Here is a 16,210-nt window from a genome sequence, read left to right on the forward strand (position 1 = left end):
CGAGAGGCCGCCGCCCCGGGTTACCTCTGCCCGGGGAACGGCGTCCGTAGTGCCCGTGCAGAGCAGAAGGGCCGGCCCCGGCTCCTACGAGTCCGGGTCCGGCCCTTCGGTACGGCGTCGCCACCGCCGGGGGCTTCCCGGCGGGGGACGATGGTGTCACCGCTTCCCTGCGGCCCTGCGCTTCCGGACCACCAGCAGCACGACGACGGCGGCCACCGCGAGCAGCGGTCCGCGCCGGCGACCGACGGCCTGCTGCGCACGGCCGGCCTTCTCCGCGAACGCGTCCGGGGTCTTCTCCTCGACCTTGGCCGCCACGGCCGAGGCCGCCGAGGTGATCCGGTCCTTGGCGCGTGCCGCCTTGTCCACCACCGGCGGCGGAAGCTTCTCCTGCGCGTCCCGGGCGATTCTGGCCGCCTGGTCCTTGGCCTGTGCGGCCTTCTCCCGCACCTGCGCCGTGGCCTCAGCCGCCTTGAGCTGCGCCTGCACCTTGGCTTCGGAGGCCTTCACCTGCGCCTGGGCCTTGGCGTTCTCCGCCTTCTGCTGGACCTGGGCCTTCACGTCGGCCTTCTCCGCGAGGGCCTCGACCGTCTGGCCGAGCTGCTGGCGGGTCGCCTCGGCGTTCCGACGCAGCTGCTCGGGGGTCTGGGCCTCGTCGGGCCGGGGCTGGGCCTCGGGGTGGGGCGTGGGCGGGACCAGGTCCTGCGGCTGGTTCTGGTGCTGGTTCTGGTGCTGGTGCTGGGGCGTCTCACTCATCGGTGCGCCTTCTCCTTGATCTCTGCCATGTCTGCCTTGACGTTGTCGATCGCCCGCTCGGGCTTGGGCGGGGTGGCCAGGGCGATTTCCTTCTTGCCCTTCATGGCCAGGACCGCGGCGACCGCCGCCAGCACGGCGCACACGATCAGCGCCGAGGCCCACACCGGAAGCGCGGTGGCCAGTCCGGCGATCGCTGCGGCGACGAGGGAACCCAGGGCGAGGAAACCCACGGTCGCCGCACCACCGAAGAGGCCGCCGCCCAGCCCGAACCGCTTGCCCTTCTGGGTCATCTCCGCCTGCGCCAGGCGCATTTCGTCCCGTACCAGCTGCGAGAGCTGTTGCGACGCCTGGGTCACCAGCGCCCCGACCGAGGCGTCCCCGGCCCGGCGGCTGCCTTCGGGGCCGGTACCACCGGTCGGGGTGCCGCCGATCGCGGTGCCGCCGTGGCCGTACCCGTCCCGCCCGGCGGTGTGCTCAACCGTGCTCATGACGTTCGCCCGCCTTCCCTCGCGGCGTCGCCCCTCGGGAGGGGCGGTCGCCCACCACATATTTCTGGATTGTCATGAATGCATCTAAAAGGCGGTTACCCCCGGGAGTCCGCCCCATGCGCATTCCTCCCGCGCACTCTCCCCGCGCGCCGCGTCTCAGAGAGGAAGCCGCTGCCACCACAGCTTCGGAACACGGCGGATGACCCACGCGCTCGCCAGCCCCAGAGCCGCACCGGCGGCCACATCGGTCGGGTAGTGCGCCCCCGACTGCACCCGCTCGACCGCCACGGCGGCGGCCGGAACGGCGCAGAAACCCCCCAGGAGCGGCGAGACACCGGCCACCGCCGCGGTGAACCCCACCGCGGCAGCGGTGTGACCGGACGGGAAGGACGAACTGTCCGGGCGGTCGTGGACACCGTCGTGCGGGATCAGCTCGGCCGGCGGTCTGCGCCGCTCGTACAGCTGCTTGCCCACCCCGTTGGAGAGGAACTCCGCGAGTCCCATGGCGGCCAGCCCGGCGACCGCCGCCTTCCGCTGACGCGGGCCGCCGAGCACGGCCATGGCGCCCGCCGCGGCCCACCACAGCTTGGTGTGCTCGGCCGCCGACTCCACGGCGGGCAGCACCTCCCGCGTCAGGTGCGAACTCCACCGCGCCACGCGGTGGACCAGCCGGCGATCGCCCTCCCTCAGGGCATCGAGCCCCGTCGCGTGCCGCAGGGTCGTACCGTCGCTCGCTGTCCCGTACACCGATGTCCCGTCCTTCTGCTCGTCATGGGTCCCAGGCCCGGACGGGCCGCCACCGGGGCTATGTCGGGCCGTTCCCGGGGCGGTCGCACCGTGGGTTCAGCCCAGCCTGCGGCGGTCCTCGTCGGACCACTTGCTGGTGTCGCGCGGCTCGACGTACGGCTCCTCGGTCGCGGGAAGTCCGCCGACGATGGCACGCTCCCGGCTCATCTCGGCGTCGAATTCGAGGCCGAGGAGAATCGCCAGATTGGTGATCCACAACCACACCAGGAAGACGATTACCCCCGCGAGGGCCCCGTACGTCTTGTTGTACGAAGCGAAGTTGGCGACGTAGAGCGCGAAGCCCGCCGAGGCGACCAGCCAGATCAGCAGCGCCAGGAAACTACCCGGCGTCACCCAGCGGAAGCCGCGGCCGCGTGCGTTGGGGGCGGCCCAGTAGAGGATCGCGATCATGAGGATGACCAGCAGCGCCAGTACGGGCCACTTGGCGATCGACCACGCCGTCAACGCGGTGTCCCCGACGCCGAGCGTGTCGCCCGCCCGTCGCGCGAGGGGGCCGGTGAAGACCACGATCAGCGCGCTGACCACCGCCATCACCATCAGGATCACCGTCAGCACGAGACGCAGCGGCAGGACCTTCCACACCGGGCGCCCCTCCGGGACGTCGTAGACGGCGTTGGAGGAGCGGATGAACGCCGCGATGTAGCCGGAGGCCGACCACACCGCCAGCACGAGTCCCAGGACGGCCATGGCCGAACCGATCCCGCCGTTGCCCTGCAACTGCTTCACGGCGTCGGACAGCAGGTCCCGCGCCGGCCCGGGGGCGAGCTTCTGCAGGTTGTCCATGACCTTCTGGGTGGTCGACTTCCCGGCGAGACCGAGGATCGACACCAGCACCAGCAGGGCCGGGAAGAGCGAGAGGATGCCGTAGTAGGTCAGGGAGGCGGCGCGGTCGGTGAGCTCGTCGTCCTTGAACTCCTTCGCCGTCCGCTTCAGCACCGCCCACCACGACCTCTTCGGCATGCCGGTCGGGGCGTCGGGAGCGTTGCGCTCCACCTCCGGGCCGGGCCCGACGTTCTCGCTGGTCGTGGGCCGCAGCCCGCGCACGTCCTTGCCGACGCCCGCGTCGGCGTATTCGCCGGCGTACTCGCCGGAGCTCTGGTGCCCGGAACGGTGGTACCCGGCGGATTCTTCATTGTCCTGGGGTGATGTGGGGGTCGGTGCCATGACTCACGAGTAACCCCGTCGCCGGATCGGAAACGGCCCTGCGCCCGCCCCGGTGGGAGAAGTACGGAACATTCGGCCTCCGGAGACCGACGAGGCGGTGGGAAGCGAGGGCCGCCGCACGCCGGAAAACGTCACGTCCGATTCCCGCCAGCGCCTCGGGCTCCGCGCCGGGACCCTGGACCCATGACCACGACGTACGAGGTACACGCCATCACCCCCGCGACTGCGGACCAGCTCCGGCTCCAGGACGACGCCGGCCACACCCGGGAGGCGACCACCGACCCCGAGGGCGGCGCCCCGCTCCGCTGCTGCCTCCGGCGGAGCGAGGCGGGCGAACGGATCGTCCTCGTCTCGTACGCCCCGCTGCGCCGCTGGGCGCGTGAGACGGGCGCCGAGCCCGGACCGTACGACGAGTGCGGCCCGGTCTTCCTGCACGCCGAGAGCTGCGGCGGCCCGGTGTCCGGGCCCGGCTACCCGGCTCAACTCCACGGTGAGCGGCGTGTCCTTCGGGCCTACGACGCCCGGGGGCACATCCTCGGCGGGCGCCTCGTCGAGATCCCGCGCGAGCGCGCGGCGGAGGTGGACGGCGTCCTGCGCGAGGTCTTCGCGGACCCTGCCGTGGCGCTGGTCCACGTACGGGCGGTGGAGTACGGGTGCTTCATGGCCGAGGTCCGGCGGCGGTAGCGCCCCGGTCCCGGGGGCCGCGCATGTGATCCGTGATTCGTGATCCGTGATCCGCGCGGAAAAAGAATTGGGCGGGACCGGCTCGCGCTGATACTTTTACCGTCGACCGCGACGCTGTCCCAGGAGGTGAGACCCATGAACGCTGTATCGATGTGGGTGCTCCCCCTGCCGTCACGGTCGGGCGATTGACGTAGGTGTCGCCGGGAGCGCCTCGAACACAAGGCACTCCCGAAGGGCAACACCATGCATCCTCAGACGCACTCTCTCCACTTCACCGCCGAGTCCGTCTCGGACGGCGTGCTCGAACGTGACTTCACCGTGGGCGACGTCCCCGGTGTCCTCTGGTCCCCCGCCTCCGTCTCCGGCTCCGCCTCGGCCTCGGCCGATCCCGCGCCCCTGATCCTGATGGCCCACGCCGGCGGCAACGACAAGAAGCACCCGGCGATGGCCAACCGTGCCCGGCTCTTCGTGAACGGCTGCGGCTTCCACGTCGCCGTCCTCGACGCGCCCAGCCACGGCGACCGGCCGCGCACGGACCACGACGAGCAGGAGCGGGCCGCACTGGCCGGGGCGAGGGCGGCGGGTGAGTCGGTGATGCCGATCGTCGTGCGCTTCAACGAGCACCTGGCGGCCCGCGCCCTGCCCGAGATGCGGGCGGCCCTGGACGCGCTCCAGGAGCTCCCGGAGATCGGCACCGGCGGACCGGTCGGCTTCTTCGGCGTCCGGATGGGCACCGCGTTCGGGATGCCGCTCGTGGCGGCCGACTCCCGGATCACGGCCGCGGTCTTCGGTCTGTACTGGTCCGAGTCCGTGGTCGAAACGGCGAAGCACATCACCGTCCCGGTCGAGTTCAGCATGCAGTGGGACGACGAGCACATCGCGCGCGAGGACGCCCTCGCACTCTTCCACGCCTTCGCCTCGGAGGAGAAGACCCTGCACGCCAACGCCGGCAAACAGGGGGAGCAGCCCAGGTTCGAGAGCGCCGCCGCGGTCGAATTCTTCGCCCGGCACTTCGGCCGGACGGTCACTTCCCGGACTGTCACTTCCCGGACTGTCACTTCACAGCACTGATCCGAGCGGTCGCGGCGCCCGGCAGCTTTCCGGCCGGGCGCCGCGGGCGCGCGGTTGCTGCCGGGCTGCACCGCCCGACGCTGCCTTCCGGGCGGCGGACCGCCGGCCGCCCGTAACGCCCACTGCCGAGAGAGACCGAGGCCATGGCCGATCACTGCTGCGAGACGATGACCCGCTACGCGAACGTGGACTGCGCCCAGCACGACGACCCCTTCGCCTGCCCGGACACGCTGGTCACCTTCGATGCCCGGTTCCAGGAGTACGAGCTGATCATCCACGACGGCGGTACCTCGGCGATCAGCATCGACTTCTGCCCGTGGTGCGGACGGCGCCTCCCCGAATCCCAGCGCGACCGATGGTTCGACGCGTTGGAGCGCCGTGGAATCGATCCGGGGGAGGACGAGATCCCCGCCGCGTTCCAGGACGACCGCTGGCTCACCTACCCGTCCCGGGACTGAGCGGGGTCGGTCGCTGCCGTCACTACGCCGCCCCTTCCGTACGAGGTCCGTTCACCGAGACGGACGGACCTCACTCCGGCCCAGGTCGGCACCGAAGGCCGCCCAAGCCGCCAGGCTGACCACAATGACGGGGCCGCCGGGGCCCTTGGAGTCACGGATCGCTACGGAGTCGGGGCCGTTGTGGGCGACTTCGACGCACTCCTGACCGGCATTCCCCCCGCTGTAGCTGGACTTCGAAAACTGGTCCGGCTTCACTTGCTCATCCCCCTTACGCTGCCGTCGATGAGCAATGCTCAGTACCTGCGGGCCGTAGACGCACCCCACCTCGTCGCACTCGTCCCAAGCCTCACGCGGCGTGACTGGTACGACTCCGCTTGCCCAATCCCTTTGCGCTGCCTTCAATGAACTGAACAGAGTCGGCCCGCCTGCCTCCCTGTTCGGCAGCGCTCCCGCCGCAGGGGGCTGACCTGACGAATGAGCAGTCCGTCAGCAGCAGGTCATTCCACGCGGCACGCAGCCCACCGGAACGACTCCCATGTGCGGGGGGCTATGACGAGTACTGGGCCATCAGGGCACTTGGAGTCGCGGAACGCGACGGCCCCAGGGATGTTGCGGGCCACTTCGACGCACTCGCCATCTCCGCTGCTATAGCTGGACTTGACGAATTCGAAGTGGGGCACAGCTACAACTCCTTGCGAATACGCTCTATCAGAGCGATGGAATCGCGGGGAGCGAGTCCGCTTCTTGCAATCCGGCCGAACGTGACGTTGTGACGTGCGGCGTCCGTCTCGCTCTCCAACCACAGCGTAGACGACGTGGTGTCCATGTAAACCACGTCCAGCGCCCCCGGTTCGGCGAAGGAAACAACGCTGAACGCGCTGGTCATCCCCGGATGGGACCCTGCGAGGAACGGGACAACCTGCACGGTGACATGTGGCTCCTGCGATGCTTCGGCAAGTCGTGCAAGTTGGTTACGCATCACCTCACGGCCGCCGACCAACTGCCGCAGCGCGCCCTCTCCGATGATCGCCCACAGCGCGAGGGGCGGGTCATCCGCAAGACGGGCTTGGCGGGCCACCTTCGCTTCGACGAAGCGCTCGATCTCTTCCGGCTCCCGCCACTCGGCATTGCCCACCGCGAGGGCCCTCGCGTAGTCCGGTGTCTGAAGCAGGCCGGGCACGAACGCGCCCTGCCACGTGCGGATGCCGGTGGCGATGTCCTCCAGCGCCACGTACTCGACCAGCGAGCGCAGCTCCGGATACTGGTTCCACCAGCCCTTCGCCTTGCGGCGCTCCCGGTCGAGCCCGGCCAGCTCCATCAAGCGGCTGATGAGCTTGGGATCGTCGGCGCCGTAGAACTCGCACAGCGTGCGGATGTCCGGGTCCCGCATCGGGACCCATCCTCGCTCCATCTTCACGATCTTCGAGTTGGTCGCACTGATCGTCTGCGCGGCCTGCTGCTGCGTTTTCCCGGACGCGTCCCGCAGGCGAAGCAGCTCGCTCCCGAGCCTGCGGCCCAGAACGGTTGAGGTCCGGTTCCCGAGTTGGGTTGCTCGATTCACGGAGCCAGTGTGGCGCCCTGTCACGTAGGCGTCGAGAACGTTCCCCCGTTGGGGACAATTGTCTCCGTTTCACTTGTGCCCAGCGCTCCAGGGTCGCTACGTTCAGTCCCCAACCGCTCGCTCAGCGGAGCCGAACGGCGGAGGCGCACCGTCCTGCCCTGCGCCCGGAGAGGTACCGGCCCGGCCGCCGGCCCGGCAACGCCACCGCCCGTTTCCACGGAGGTACGTGTCCATGACGCCCACTCAGGAGATCCCCGCCCCCGAGCCCGTCCTTCACGAGGACGTGCTCAGCTACACGCCCACGCCCGGCAACGTCTCACTCAGCCGGCGCCGGGCCGCGCGGCTCCTCGCGGAGTGGGGGTATGACGAGCTTGCCGACGATGTGGCCCTACTCGTCAGCGAGTTGGCCACCAATGCGGTGCTGCACGGCGGGTTGCAACGACGGCTCTTCCGCGTCCGCCTTCTGATCACCGCGACCGCCCTGCGGGTCGAGGTCAGCGATCCTCGGGCGGAACGACTGCCCGACACCCGCAAGCCCGTCGATACCGACTGTTACGGCCGGGGCCTGCTGATCGTGGCGCACATCGCCGACACCTGGGGCATCGAGCACCGCACGGTCGGCAAGACCGTCTTCGCCGAGCTGCGGCTGGCTCCGGCTCACTGACCACATGGGCGTGCCACGTGGCCCTGCGGGGGACCACGCGGCACGGCAGCGCGTCGGCTCAGCCCTTCGGGGCGTAAAAGGGGTCATTATCCCGTTCGTTACGGTGGAGTGGGGACGCCCACCACCCGGTCGGGCGGTACGTCTCCCGCGCCCGCATCGGCCGCACATGGCGGTGGGCCCGCACGCTGCTGCGTGCGGGCCCACCTTCATATCGGGAGGGGCGGTCAGGCCCAGGTGATCAGCCGTTTCGGCTGCTCCAGGATCGCGGCGACGTCCGCCAGGAACCTCGAACCCAGCTCACCGTCGATCAGCCGGTGGTCGAACGACAGCGCCAGCGTGGTGACCTGACGGGGCTTCACCTTGCCCTTGTGGACCCACGGCTGGAGCTTGATCGAACCGATCGCGAGGATCGCCGACTCACCCGGGTTGAGGATGGGAGTGCCGGTGTCGACGCCGAAGACGCCCACGTTGGTGATGGTGAGCGTGCCGCCCGCCATCACCGCCGGGGAGGTCTTGCCCTCGCGGGCGGTGGTGACCAACTCGCCGAGCTCCTTGGCGAGTTCGGGCAGGGTCTTGTCCTGCGCGTCCTTGATGTTCGGCACGATCAGCCCGCGCGGGGTGGCGGCGGCGATGCCCAGGTTCACGTAGTGCTTCTGGACGATCTCCTGGTTGGCCTCGTCCCAGGCGGCGTTGACGCCCGGGTTGCGCTTGACCGCGACGAGGAGGGCCTTCGCGATCAGGAGCAGCGGGTTGACCCGGACCCCGGCGAGGTCCTTGTCCTCCTTCAGCTCCGCGACGAGCTTCATCGTGCGGGTGATGTCGACCGTGACGAATTCGGTGACGTGCGGCGCGGTGAAGGCGCTGGTGACCATCGCCTGCGCGATGGCCTTCCGTACCCCCTTGACGGGGATGCGGGTCTCCCGCGTACCCGGCACCGCGGCCACCGGCGGCTGACCGTACGGAGCGGTCTCTGCCGGGGCGGCCTCGGCCGACGTGGTGTCGTACGGCGTGGTGTCGTAAGGCGCGGTGTCGTACGGCGCGTTCTCGTCGAGCGACTCCGTCCGGGCGGCGGCCGTGCCGTTGACGGCCACGGGGGCCGGAGCGGCGGCCGGGGCCGGAGCGGCCGCGGCGTGCACGTCCTCGCGGGTGATGACACCGTCCGGGCCGGTCGGGGTGACCGCGGCCAGGTCGATGCCGAGGTCCTTCGCGAGCTTGCGGACCGGGGGCTTGGCGAGCGGACGGCTCTTGGCCACCGCCTGCGCGGCACCGGCACCCTCGCCGTTCAACACGGTCTCCGGGGCGGCGGGCTCGGCGCCCTTACGCCGGCGGCGCTTGGTCGAGCCCTCGGAGACGCCGTAACCGACCAGCACGGGCCGGCGGCCCGTGGGCGCCTCCTCCGGCAGGGCGGCAGCGGCGGCAGCGGGCTCCACCGGAGCGGAGACGGCGGGGGCGGCGGAGGCATCGGCGACCGGTGCCTGCGCGGGCGCTTCGGCGGGCGAACCGGGCGCCACGTCCACGGAGATGATCACTTGGCCCACGTCGACCGTGGTGCCCTCGGGGAAGCGCAGCTCATGGACCACCCCGTCGAACGGGATGGGCAGCTCCACGGCCGCCTTGGCGGTCTCCACCTCGCAGACGACCTGGCCGTCGGTGACGGTGTCACCGGGCTGGACGAACCACTTGAGGATCTCGGCCTCGGTGAGGCCCTCGCCCACGTCGGGCATCTTGAACTCGCGGAAGCGGACCGATGTGTCGGTCATCGTCGTCACGACCCTCTCCTCAGTACGCCAGCGAGCGGTCGACGGCGTCGAGCACCCGGTCGAGACCCGGCAGGTACTCGTCCTCCAGCCGGGCCGGCGGGTACGGGACGTGATAGCCGCCGACACGCAGGACCGGTGCTTCGAGATGGTAGAAGCAGCGCTCGGTGATCCGGGCGGCGATCTCCGCGCCCGAACCGTAGAAGACGGGGGCCTCGTGCACGACGACCAGCCGGCCGGTCTTCTCGACCGAGGCCTGGACGGCGTCGAAGTCGATCGGGGCCATCGACCGCAGGTCCAGGACCTCGACCGACCGGCCCTCGCTCTCGGCGGCCGCGGCAGCCTCCAGGCAGACCTTCACCATCGGCCCGTACGCGACGAGCGTGAGGTCGCTGCCCTCGCGGACCGTGGCCGCCCGGTGCAGCGGGAGCGGGATGGCCTCGGTGTCGACCTCGCCCTTGTCCCAGTACCGCCGCTTCGGCTCGAAGAAGATGATCGGATCGTCGCTCTGGACGGCCTGCTGCATCATCCAGTACGCGTCGTGCGCGTTCGACGGCGAGACGACCTTCAGACCGGCGACGTGCGCGAAGAGCGCCTCGGGCGACTCGCTGTGGTGCTCGACCGCGCCGATGCCGCCGCCGTAGGGGATGCGGATCACCACGGGCAGCTTGATCTTGCCGAGCGAACGGGCGCGCATCTTCGCGAGCTGCGTGACGATCTGGTCGTACGCGGGGAAGACGAAGCCGTCGAACTGGATCTCGACGATCGGACGGTAGCCGCGCAGGGCCAGGCCGATCGCCGTGCCGACGATGCCGGACTCGGCGAGCGGGGTGTCGATCACCCGTCCTTCACCGAAGTCCTTCTGGAGCCCGTCGGTGATCCGGAAGACGCCGCCGAGCTTGCCGACGTCCTCACCCATGATCAGTACCTTGGGGTCGGTGTCGAGGGCGTGGCGCAGCGACTCGTTGAGTGCCTTCGCGATGGACATCTTTTCCGCGGCCATGGTCAGTTCCCCTCCTCGGCGAACGATGCCTGGTAGGCGGTGAACTCGGCGCGCTCCTCGTCGACGAGCGAGGACCCGTCGGCGTACGCGTGCTCGAACATGGACAGGGGGCCGGGGTCCGGCATCGCGCGGACGGCCTCACGCACCCCCTTGCCGAGAGCGTCGCTCTCCTGCTCCAGGGCGGTGAAGAAGGCGTCGTCCGCGAACTTCTGCTTCTCCAGGTACGTGCGCAGCCGCAGGATCGGGTCCTTGGCCTCCCACGCGACGCGCTCCTCGTCGGCCCGGTACTTCGTCGGGTCGTCGGAGGTGGTGTGCGCGCCCATGCGGTACGTGAACGCCTCCACGAGGGTGGGGCCCTCACCGCGGCGGGCCCGCTCCAGCGACGCCTTGGTCACGGCGAGGCAGGCGAGCACGTCGTTGCCGTCGACGCGGACGCCGGGGAAGCCGTAGCCCTGGGCACGCTGGTAGAGCGGCACCCGGGCCTGGCGCTCGGTGGGCTCGGAGATCGCCCACTGGTTGTTCTGGCAGAAGAAGACGACCGGGGCGTTGTAGACCGCGGCGAAGGTGAACGCCTCGCCCACGTCGCCCTGGCTGGTGGCGCCGTCACCGAAGTACGCGACCACGGCGGAGTCGGCACCGTCCTTGGCGACGCCCATGGCGTAACCGGTGGCGTGGAGGGTCTGCGAGCCGATGACGAGCGTGTACAGGTGGAAGTTGTTGCTGCTCGGGTCCCAGCCGCCGTGGTTCACACCGCGGAAGAGGCCGAGCAGGTTCGTCGGGTCCACGCCCCGGCACCAGGCGACACCGTGCTCGCGGTAGGTGGGGAAGACGTAGTCGTCGTCGCGCAGCGCCCGGCCCGAGCCGATCTGCGCGGCCTCCTGGCCCAGCAGCGAGGCCCACAGGCCCAGCTCGCCCTGGCGCTGCAGGGCGGTCGCCTCGGCGTCGAATCGGCGGGTGAGCACCATGTCCCGGTACAGCCCGCGCATCTCCTCGGGGGAGAGGTCGACGCTGTATTCGGGGTGCTCCACACGCTCGCCCTCGGGGGTGAGGAGCTGTACGAGCTGGGGCTCGGAACTCTGTGGTGCCTTCGCGGCGCTGGTGCGCCTGCTGCTACTGCGTCGCGGCTTACGCGCGGCAGTGCTTTCCACGGTCACGTGCGTGCTCCTCCGTCGGTCCGGACCCCGGGGTCTGCCGGGAACCAGTGCGGCTCGCCTGTGTCCGGACCCGTGCACGGGGTGGGTGCCGCTCGGCCGGGAACAGGCGTGACAGGTGCCCCGGCGAGCACCCTGTCACAGGCACGTTACCCAGTGGGTCGCGTATACGCGAAACCCTCTCTGACCTGCGTTTTTGCTTGGATTTCCAAGTAAATCGCGAAAATCCGAATGCTCGCTGGTCACAGCGCTGGTAACAGCCTGGCAGGCCGCCGGAACAACGGCACGTTATCCCGGGGGGTCCCCGCAGGGAAGAGCAAAGAAGACCATGGAGGAGCACGGGAGGAGCACGGAGAAGCAGGGAAGGGCGGACCGGAGCGGAGTGTGTGAGACTGCAAATGTGTCCGAAGACGGAAAAATCACCGTATTCCTGCTCGACGACCACGAGGTGGTCCGCCGGGGCGTCCACGACCTGCTCGCGGTGGAGGACGACATCGAGGTCGTCGGCGAGGCCGGTACCGCCGCCGACGCCCTGGTCCGCATCCCCGCCACCCGCCCCGACGTGGCCGTCCTGGACGTGCGCCTGCCGGACGGCAGCGGGGTGGAGGTGTGCCGGGAGATCCGCTCCCAGAACGAGAACATCAAGTGCCTGATGCTCACCTCGTACGCGGACGACGAGGCCCTGTTCGACGCGATCATGGCCGGGGCCTCCGGGTACGTACTGAAGGCGATCCGGGGCAACGAACTGCTGAGCGCGGTACGTGACGTGGCGGCCGGAAAGTCACTCCTCGACCCGGCGGCCACCGCCCGGGTACTGGCCCGGCTGCGCGACGGCAAGGACAGCAAGGGCGACGACCGGCTCGCCAACCTGACCGACCAGGAACGCAAGATCCTCGACCTGATCGGCGAGGGCCTCACCAACCGGGTCATCGGGGAGCGCCTGCACCTCGCGGAGAAGACCATCAAGAACTACGTCTCCAGCCTGCTGTCGAAGCTCGGCATGGAGCGCCGCTCGCAGGCCGCCGCGTACGTCGCTCGGATCCAGGCCGAAGAGCGCCGCTGACGGGGACCTTGGACCCGGTACCCACGGGGCCGCCGGCCCTTACGCACGGCCGTGGCGCCATCGGACAGTGGAGAACATGTCTCCAGAGGAATCGCAGGCCATCGAGTTGCTGGACCGGGTCCCGTACGGCCGGCTGGCGACCAGCATGCGTGCGCTCCCGCTGCTGGCACTCGCCCGTCACGTCGTGCACGACGGGCACGTCGTGCTGCGCATGCACGCCGGATTCGGCCACCACGAGGCCTGCGACGGCAGCGTCGTCACCTACGGGGCCGACAACCTGAACACGGCCTCCCCGGGCGACCTGGGCCTGTGGGCCGTGCAGTTCACCGGCACCGCCGAACTGCTCGATACCGCCCGCGCACCGCGCGGCCGTTTCGGCCCGCTGCCCGCGCAGGTCAACGGCGAGGCCTTTGATCCGGTGTACCTCCGACTGCACCCGCAGTTCGCCTCTGTGCACACTCTGGGCTGGAATTCAAGTCCGCATCCGGGCCACGTTGTGTGATCTACCATCTGGTAAGTGCCGCGCTCATATGTAACCCATCCTCCCCAGCCTCCGGTCGGCGAGGTCATGCGCCGCTATCCCGCGGTCGGTGAACCGCTCGCCTGCGAGCCGATCACCAAGGGACTGCTCAACCACGGATACCGCGTCTCCACCACGCGCGGCGCGTACTTCCTCAAGCACCACCTGGACAAGCAGCACCTGGACGACGCCACCGGCGAACGCTCCCTCATCGCCCGTCAGCACCGGGCGACCCAGCGCCTCCAGTCGATCGGCGTCCCCGTGGCCCCACCGCTGGCCGACGCGGACGGCGAGACCGTCACCGTGATCGACGGCCACTGCTTCGCCCTGCACCCGTGGGTCGACGGCCGCCACCGGATCGGCGCCCAGCTCACCCCCGCCCAGTCGCAACGTCTCGGGGCGCTCCTCGGAGCCGTACACACGGGTCTCGAACAGGTCATGGGCCCGGGCAGCGGCACACCGCCCACACGGCGTGGGCACGGCAGCCCCGATCCGGCCGACACCTTCGCCCTCATCGACGAGCTGCTCGACGCGGCACGCGGCGTACGCCCCCGCGACACCCCGCTGGACGCCTTCGACGAGCTGGCGGTGCACCGCCTCGTCGAACGCCGGGCACTGCTGGAACGTCACGCCCACCGCCGCCCGCCCACTCCCGTGGGCCCCGCCCACGGCTGGGTGCACGGCGACTTCCACCCGCTGAACCTGCTCTACCGGGGCAGCGACCCGGTGGCGATCGTCGACTGGGACCGGCTCGGCGTACAGCCGCGCGCCGAGGAAGCGGTACGCGCGGCCGCCATCTTCTTCGTCCAGCCGGCCGGAAAACTGGAGCTGGAGAAGGTGAGGGCGTACGCACGCGCCTACCGCGAAGCCGCCGGGGCCGGCTCGGCGGAACTCGCGGCCGCGGTGCACCGGGTCTGGTGGGAGCGGCTCAACGACTTCTGGATATTGCGCTGGCGCTACGCCCTGGGAGACCGAAGGGCCGACCCGCAGTTCCCTGCGGTGTCGGCCCTGGTGGTGTGGTGGACCCGGGAGTACGAGGCGGTGAACGAGGCGTTCACCGGCTGAGCGGCCCCCACGCCCGCCCCGGACGGAGTCCCGGGATCAGGCGGGCCCGATCGGGGGGCCGGTCGGGGGCCCGGTCGGGTGGTGGCGGGCGGGTGGTGCCGGTCAGGCGGCCCCGGTCAGGTGGTGCTGCCGGTCGTCGTCCCCTGCGCGTCGGTGGAGCCGGTGGTGGCGTCGCCACTGGAACCGGTCGTGGAGTTGCCGCCACCGATGATGCCCGTGCCGCCCAGCGAACTGGCGCCCTCGCCGTCGTCCGTCGGATCGGTGCTCGGCTCCTCGGACGTCTCGCCCGTGGAGCCGGACTCGTCACCACCGGTCGACGTCGAGGGTGCCTCCGTCGTCTGCGTCGGCTTCGGCGAGTCCGAAGGCTTTGACTCCGTCGGCGTCGGCGTCCAGGTCGGCTCCTGGGACCAGTCCGACTGGCCGTCCGAGGAGTCCGCGGGCGCCTGCGTCTGCTCGCTCGGCTCGTCGCTCGGCCGGGCCGAGGTCTCGTCCGGGGACGGCGAGGACGAGGTGGGCTGCTCCACCCGGCCCTTCTCGGTGTCACTGCCGCTCGCCGCGTTGACGGCGATGGCGATCCCGATACCGATCGCGACCAGCGCCAGCACCGCGAAGAGCCACACCTTGCTCTTGCCGCCGCCGTTCCCCTGACCGCCGTCGTAGGAGTTGTACCCGCCGCCGTAGCCGCCGTCCTCCGGGTTCACCGGCGGCAGGATCGGGCCCTTCGAGGTCTCCCCGTGCGACGCGTAACCGCCGGCCCCCATCACCTGGGTCGAACCGGCGAAACCCTGCGCGGGAGTCTGACCACCCTCGTACCCGCCGACCGGCCCGGTGTTCCACGTACCGGTGTGGCTGCCCTGCACCTGAAGCATCTGCAGGCCGTACTGGACCAGCCCGCGCATCTCCTCGGCGCTCTGGAACCGGTCGTCCGGCTCCTTCGCGAGCGAACGCATCACCAGACCGTCCAGCTCCGGCGGCACGTCCTCCGAGACCTCGGAAGGCGGCAGCGGGATGTCCTGGACGTGCTGGTACACCACCGAGAGCGGCGTCTCACCGGTGAACGGGGGCCGCAGCGCCAGCAGTTCGTAGAGCAGACAACCGGTCGCGTACAGATCGGAGCGGTGGTCCACGGCCTTGCCGAGCGCCTGCTCCGGAGAGAGGTACTGGGGCGTGCCCATGACCATGCCGGTCTGCGTCATCGTCGACTGCGCGCCGTGCAGCGCGCGGGCGATGCCGAAGTCCATGACCTTGACGGCACCGGAGTTCGTGATGATGACGTTCGCCGGCTTGATGTCCCGGTGCACGATGCCGTGCTGGTGCGAGTAGGCCAGCGCCTCCAGCACACCCGAGACGATGATGAGCGCCTGCTCGGGAGGCGGCGCCTCCGCGCTGAGCAGCAACTCGCGGATGGTGCGGCCCTCGACCAGCTCCATCACGATGTAGGGGACGGTCTGACCGCCCACCGTGTCCTCGCCGGAGTCGTACACGGCGACGATCGCGTGGTGGTTGAGCCCCGCCACCGACTGCGCCTCGCGGGTGAACCGCGCCTTGGAAACCGGGTCCTCGGCGAGATCGGAACGGAGCAGCTTCACCGCGACCGTACGTCCGAGACGGACGTCCTCCGCCGCGTAGACCTCCGCCATTCCACCCCTGCCGAGGCGGTGGGTCATCCGATAACGGCCGTCCCCGACGACGCCGCCGACGCCCCAGGAGTCGGTGCCATCCGAGACTCCGCCGCCGTTTGCTTCGGAATCGGGTGCCATCAGTCCTCGCCGTCGTATCTGTCCGCGCGTCCGCGGGTCCTCACGGTGCCTGGTACCTGCATCAGCTGAATGGGCAGCTGCATTGCCACGCCACGCTACAGCCTCCGCCGCGCCCCTCGGTCCCGAGCGAAACCGGTCATCCGATCGCCTCGTGTGCCGCACGGGCACATTCCGGGCGGTTCCTGTAACGCTTCCGAGACGGTTCGTGTGGTCAGGGTCACGGAACCGGCACCTGGCTTGA

At 70.3% G+C, this 16,210-nt stretch carries 18 protein-coding genes; 7 read left to right on the forward strand and 11 right to left on the reverse strand.

The window, feature by feature from the left end:
• Nucleotides 1-156: 156 nt before the first annotated feature.
• From ACFYPN_RS18975 to ACFYPN_RS18990, 4 genes are all read right to left on the reverse strand, one after another.
• On the reverse strand, nucleotides 157-753 hold the full coding sequence (locus ACFYPN_RS18975) for a DUF3618 domain-containing protein (RefSeq protein WP_358764011.1): 597 nt from the start codon (nucleotides 751-753) through the stop codon (nucleotides 157-159).
• A complete protein-coding gene (locus tag ACFYPN_RS18980) occupies nucleotides 750-1,241 on the reverse strand; it encodes a phage holin family protein (protein ID WP_358764013.1) in 492 nt (163 codons plus the stop codon). Before ACFYPN_RS18980 ends, ACFYPN_RS18975 begins: the two co-directional genes overlap by 4 nt.
• Nucleotides 1,242-1,397: 156 nt before the next feature.
• Nucleotides 1,398-1,988, reverse strand: coding sequence for a phosphatase PAP2 family protein (locus ACFYPN_RS18985; protein WP_358764015.1), 591 nt, complete (start codon nucleotides 1,986-1,988; stop codon nucleotides 1,398-1,400).
• A 96-nt stretch (nucleotides 1,989-2,084) separates the two neighbouring features.
• Complete coding sequence (locus ACFYPN_RS18990) at nucleotides 2,085-3,212, reverse strand: YihY/virulence factor BrkB family protein (RefSeq protein WP_389299515.1); 1,128 nt, start codon at nucleotides 3,210-3,212, stop codon at nucleotides 2,085-2,087.
• A gap of 183 nt (nucleotides 3,213-3,395) precedes the next feature.
• Here ACFYPN_RS18990 and ACFYPN_RS18995 point away from each other — a divergent pair, with 183 nt between their 5' ends.
• The 3 genes from ACFYPN_RS18995 to ACFYPN_RS19005 all read left to right on the forward strand — a co-directional run bounded on the left by ACFYPN_RS18995 (nucleotide 3,396) and on the right by ACFYPN_RS19005 (nucleotide 5,425).
• Nucleotides 3,396-3,896: a DUF1203 domain-containing protein gene (locus tag ACFYPN_RS18995; protein WP_389299516.1), complete on the forward strand. Its 501-nt coding sequence runs from the start codon at nucleotides 3,396-3,398 to the stop codon at nucleotides 3,894-3,896.
• Between the two features lie 243 nt (nucleotides 3,897-4,139).
• Nucleotides 4,140-4,967 (forward strand): alpha/beta hydrolase, encoded by an 828-nt coding sequence (locus ACFYPN_RS19000; protein WP_389299519.1) that lies wholly within the window; start codon nucleotides 4,140-4,142, stop codon nucleotides 4,965-4,967.
• Between the two features lie 143 nt (nucleotides 4,968-5,110).
• Nucleotides 5,111-5,425, forward strand: a complete 315-nt coding sequence (locus ACFYPN_RS19005; protein WP_389299522.1) for a DUF6980 family protein — start codon at nucleotides 5,111-5,113, stop codon at nucleotides 5,423-5,425.
• A gap of 51 nt (nucleotides 5,426-5,476) precedes the next feature.
• Here the strand turns inward: ACFYPN_RS19005 and ACFYPN_RS19010 are convergent, their stop codons facing one another.
• The 3 genes from ACFYPN_RS19010 to ACFYPN_RS19020 form a co-directional block, all read right to left on the reverse strand.
• Nucleotides 5,477-5,749: a DUF397 domain-containing protein gene (locus ACFYPN_RS19010; protein WP_358764055.1), complete on the reverse strand. Its 273-nt coding sequence runs from the start codon at nucleotides 5,747-5,749 to the stop codon at nucleotides 5,477-5,479.
• 173 nt (nucleotides 5,750-5,922) lie between these two features.
• The gene (locus ACFYPN_RS19015) at nucleotides 5,923-6,105 is read right to left on the reverse strand and encodes a DUF397 domain-containing protein (RefSeq protein WP_358764024.1); all 183 of its coding nucleotides are present in this window, start codon (nucleotides 6,103-6,105) and stop codon (nucleotides 5,923-5,925) included.
• A gap of 2 nt (nucleotides 6,106-6,107) precedes the next feature.
• Nucleotides 6,108-6,986: a helix-turn-helix transcriptional regulator gene (locus ACFYPN_RS19020; RefSeq protein ID WP_358764026.1), complete on the reverse strand. Its 879-nt coding sequence runs from the start codon at nucleotides 6,984-6,986 to the stop codon at nucleotides 6,108-6,110.
• 232 nt (nucleotides 6,987-7,218) lie between these two features.
• Between ACFYPN_RS19020 and ACFYPN_RS19025 the strand changes: the two genes are divergently transcribed.
• Complete coding sequence (locus ACFYPN_RS19025; protein WP_389299525.1) at nucleotides 7,219-7,650, forward strand: ATP-binding protein; 432 nt, start codon at nucleotides 7,219-7,221, stop codon at nucleotides 7,648-7,650.
• A gap of 224 nt (nucleotides 7,651-7,874) precedes the next feature.
• Here ACFYPN_RS19025 and ACFYPN_RS19030 read toward each other — a convergent pair whose 3' ends face one another.
• The 3 genes from ACFYPN_RS19030 to pdhA are packed head-to-tail and all read right to left on the reverse strand — an operon-like array spanning nucleotide 7,875 to nucleotide 11,564.
• Nucleotides 7,875-9,419, reverse strand: coding sequence for a dihydrolipoamide acetyltransferase family protein (locus tag ACFYPN_RS19030; RefSeq protein ID WP_389299528.1), 1,545 nt, complete (start codon nucleotides 9,417-9,419; stop codon nucleotides 7,875-7,877).
• Between the two features lie 10 nt (nucleotides 9,420-9,429).
• Complete coding sequence (locus tag ACFYPN_RS19035) at nucleotides 9,430-10,410, reverse strand: alpha-ketoacid dehydrogenase subunit beta (protein ID WP_389299531.1); 981 nt, start codon at nucleotides 10,408-10,410, stop codon at nucleotides 9,430-9,432.
• Between the two features lie 2 nt (nucleotides 10,411-10,412).
• On the reverse strand, nucleotides 10,413-11,564 hold the full coding sequence (gene pdhA / locus ACFYPN_RS19040; RefSeq protein WP_389299534.1) for a pyruvate dehydrogenase (acetyl-transferring) E1 component subunit alpha: 1,152 nt from the start codon (nucleotides 11,562-11,564) through the stop codon (nucleotides 10,413-10,415).
• Between the two features lie 397 nt (nucleotides 11,565-11,961).
• Between pdhA and ACFYPN_RS19045 the strand changes: the two genes are divergently transcribed.
• The 3 genes from ACFYPN_RS19045 to ACFYPN_RS19055 all read left to right on the forward strand — a co-directional run bounded on the left by ACFYPN_RS19045 (nucleotide 11,962) and on the right by ACFYPN_RS19055 (nucleotide 14,209).
• Complete coding sequence (locus ACFYPN_RS19045) at nucleotides 11,962-12,624, forward strand: response regulator transcription factor (protein WP_358764036.1); 663 nt, start codon at nucleotides 11,962-11,964, stop codon at nucleotides 12,622-12,624.
• Between the two features lie 76 nt (nucleotides 12,625-12,700).
• Nucleotides 12,701-13,126: a pyridoxamine 5'-phosphate oxidase family protein gene (locus ACFYPN_RS19050; RefSeq protein WP_358764038.1), complete on the forward strand. Its 426-nt coding sequence runs from the start codon at nucleotides 12,701-12,703 to the stop codon at nucleotides 13,124-13,126.
• Between the two features lie 66 nt (nucleotides 13,127-13,192).
• Entirely contained in the window at nucleotides 13,193-14,209 is a 1,017-nt protein-coding gene (locus tag ACFYPN_RS19055) for a phosphotransferase (RefSeq protein WP_358764057.1), read from the forward strand.
• A 116-nt stretch (nucleotides 14,210-14,325) separates the two neighbouring features.
• On the opposite strand, the gene ACFYPN_RS19060 is transcribed toward ACFYPN_RS19055, so the two are convergent.
• Entirely contained in the window at nucleotides 14,326-15,969 is a 1,644-nt protein-coding gene (locus tag ACFYPN_RS19060; RefSeq protein ID WP_358764040.1) for a protein kinase, read from the reverse strand.
• Nucleotides 15,970-16,210 lie beyond the last annotated feature (241 nt).

Origin of the sequence: Streptomyces sp. NPDC005576 (assembly GCF_042871745.1) — a bacterium.
Taxonomy (GTDB): domain Bacteria; phylum Actinomycetota; class Actinomycetes; order Streptomycetales; family Streptomycetaceae; genus Streptomyces.

Excerpts from the sequence above, each read along its gene's own strand:
- ACFYPN_RS18975 (WP_358764011.1), bottom strand. The coding sequence starts at position 753 with ATGAGTGAGACGCCCCAGCACCAGCACCAGAACCAGCACCAGAACCAG.
- ACFYPN_RS18980 (WP_358764013.1), bottom strand. The coding sequence starts at position 1,241 with ATGAGCACGGTTGAGCACACCGCCGGGCGGGACGGGTACGGCCACGGC.
- ACFYPN_RS18990 (WP_389299515.1), bottom strand. The coding sequence starts at position 3,212 with ATGGCACCGACCCCCACATCACCCCAGGACAATGAAGAATCCGCCGGG.
- ACFYPN_RS18995 (WP_389299516.1), top strand. The coding sequence starts at position 3,396 with ATGACCACGACGTACGAGGTACACGCCATCACCCCCGCGACTGCGGAC.
- ACFYPN_RS19000 (WP_389299519.1), top strand. The coding sequence starts at position 4,140 with ATGCATCCTCAGACGCACTCTCTCCACTTCACCGCCGAGTCCGTCTCG.
- ACFYPN_RS19005 (WP_389299522.1), top strand. The coding sequence starts at position 5,111 with ATGGCCGATCACTGCTGCGAGACGATGACCCGCTACGCGAACGTGGAC.
- ACFYPN_RS19025 (WP_389299525.1), top strand. The coding sequence starts at position 7,219 with ATGACGCCCACTCAGGAGATCCCCGCCCCCGAGCCCGTCCTTCACGAG.
- ACFYPN_RS19035 (WP_389299531.1), bottom strand. The coding sequence starts at position 10,410 with ATGGCCGCGGAAAAGATGTCCATCGCGAAGGCACTCAACGAGTCGCTG.
- ACFYPN_RS19050 (WP_358764038.1), top strand. The coding sequence starts at position 12,701 with ATGTCTCCAGAGGAATCGCAGGCCATCGAGTTGCTGGACCGGGTCCCG.
- ACFYPN_RS19055 (WP_358764057.1), top strand. The coding sequence starts at position 13,193 with ATGCGCCGCTATCCCGCGGTCGGTGAACCGCTCGCCTGCGAGCCGATC.
- ACFYPN_RS19060 (WP_358764040.1), bottom strand. The coding sequence starts at position 15,969 with ATGGCACCCGATTCCGAAGCAAACGGCGGCGGAGTCTCGGATGGCACC.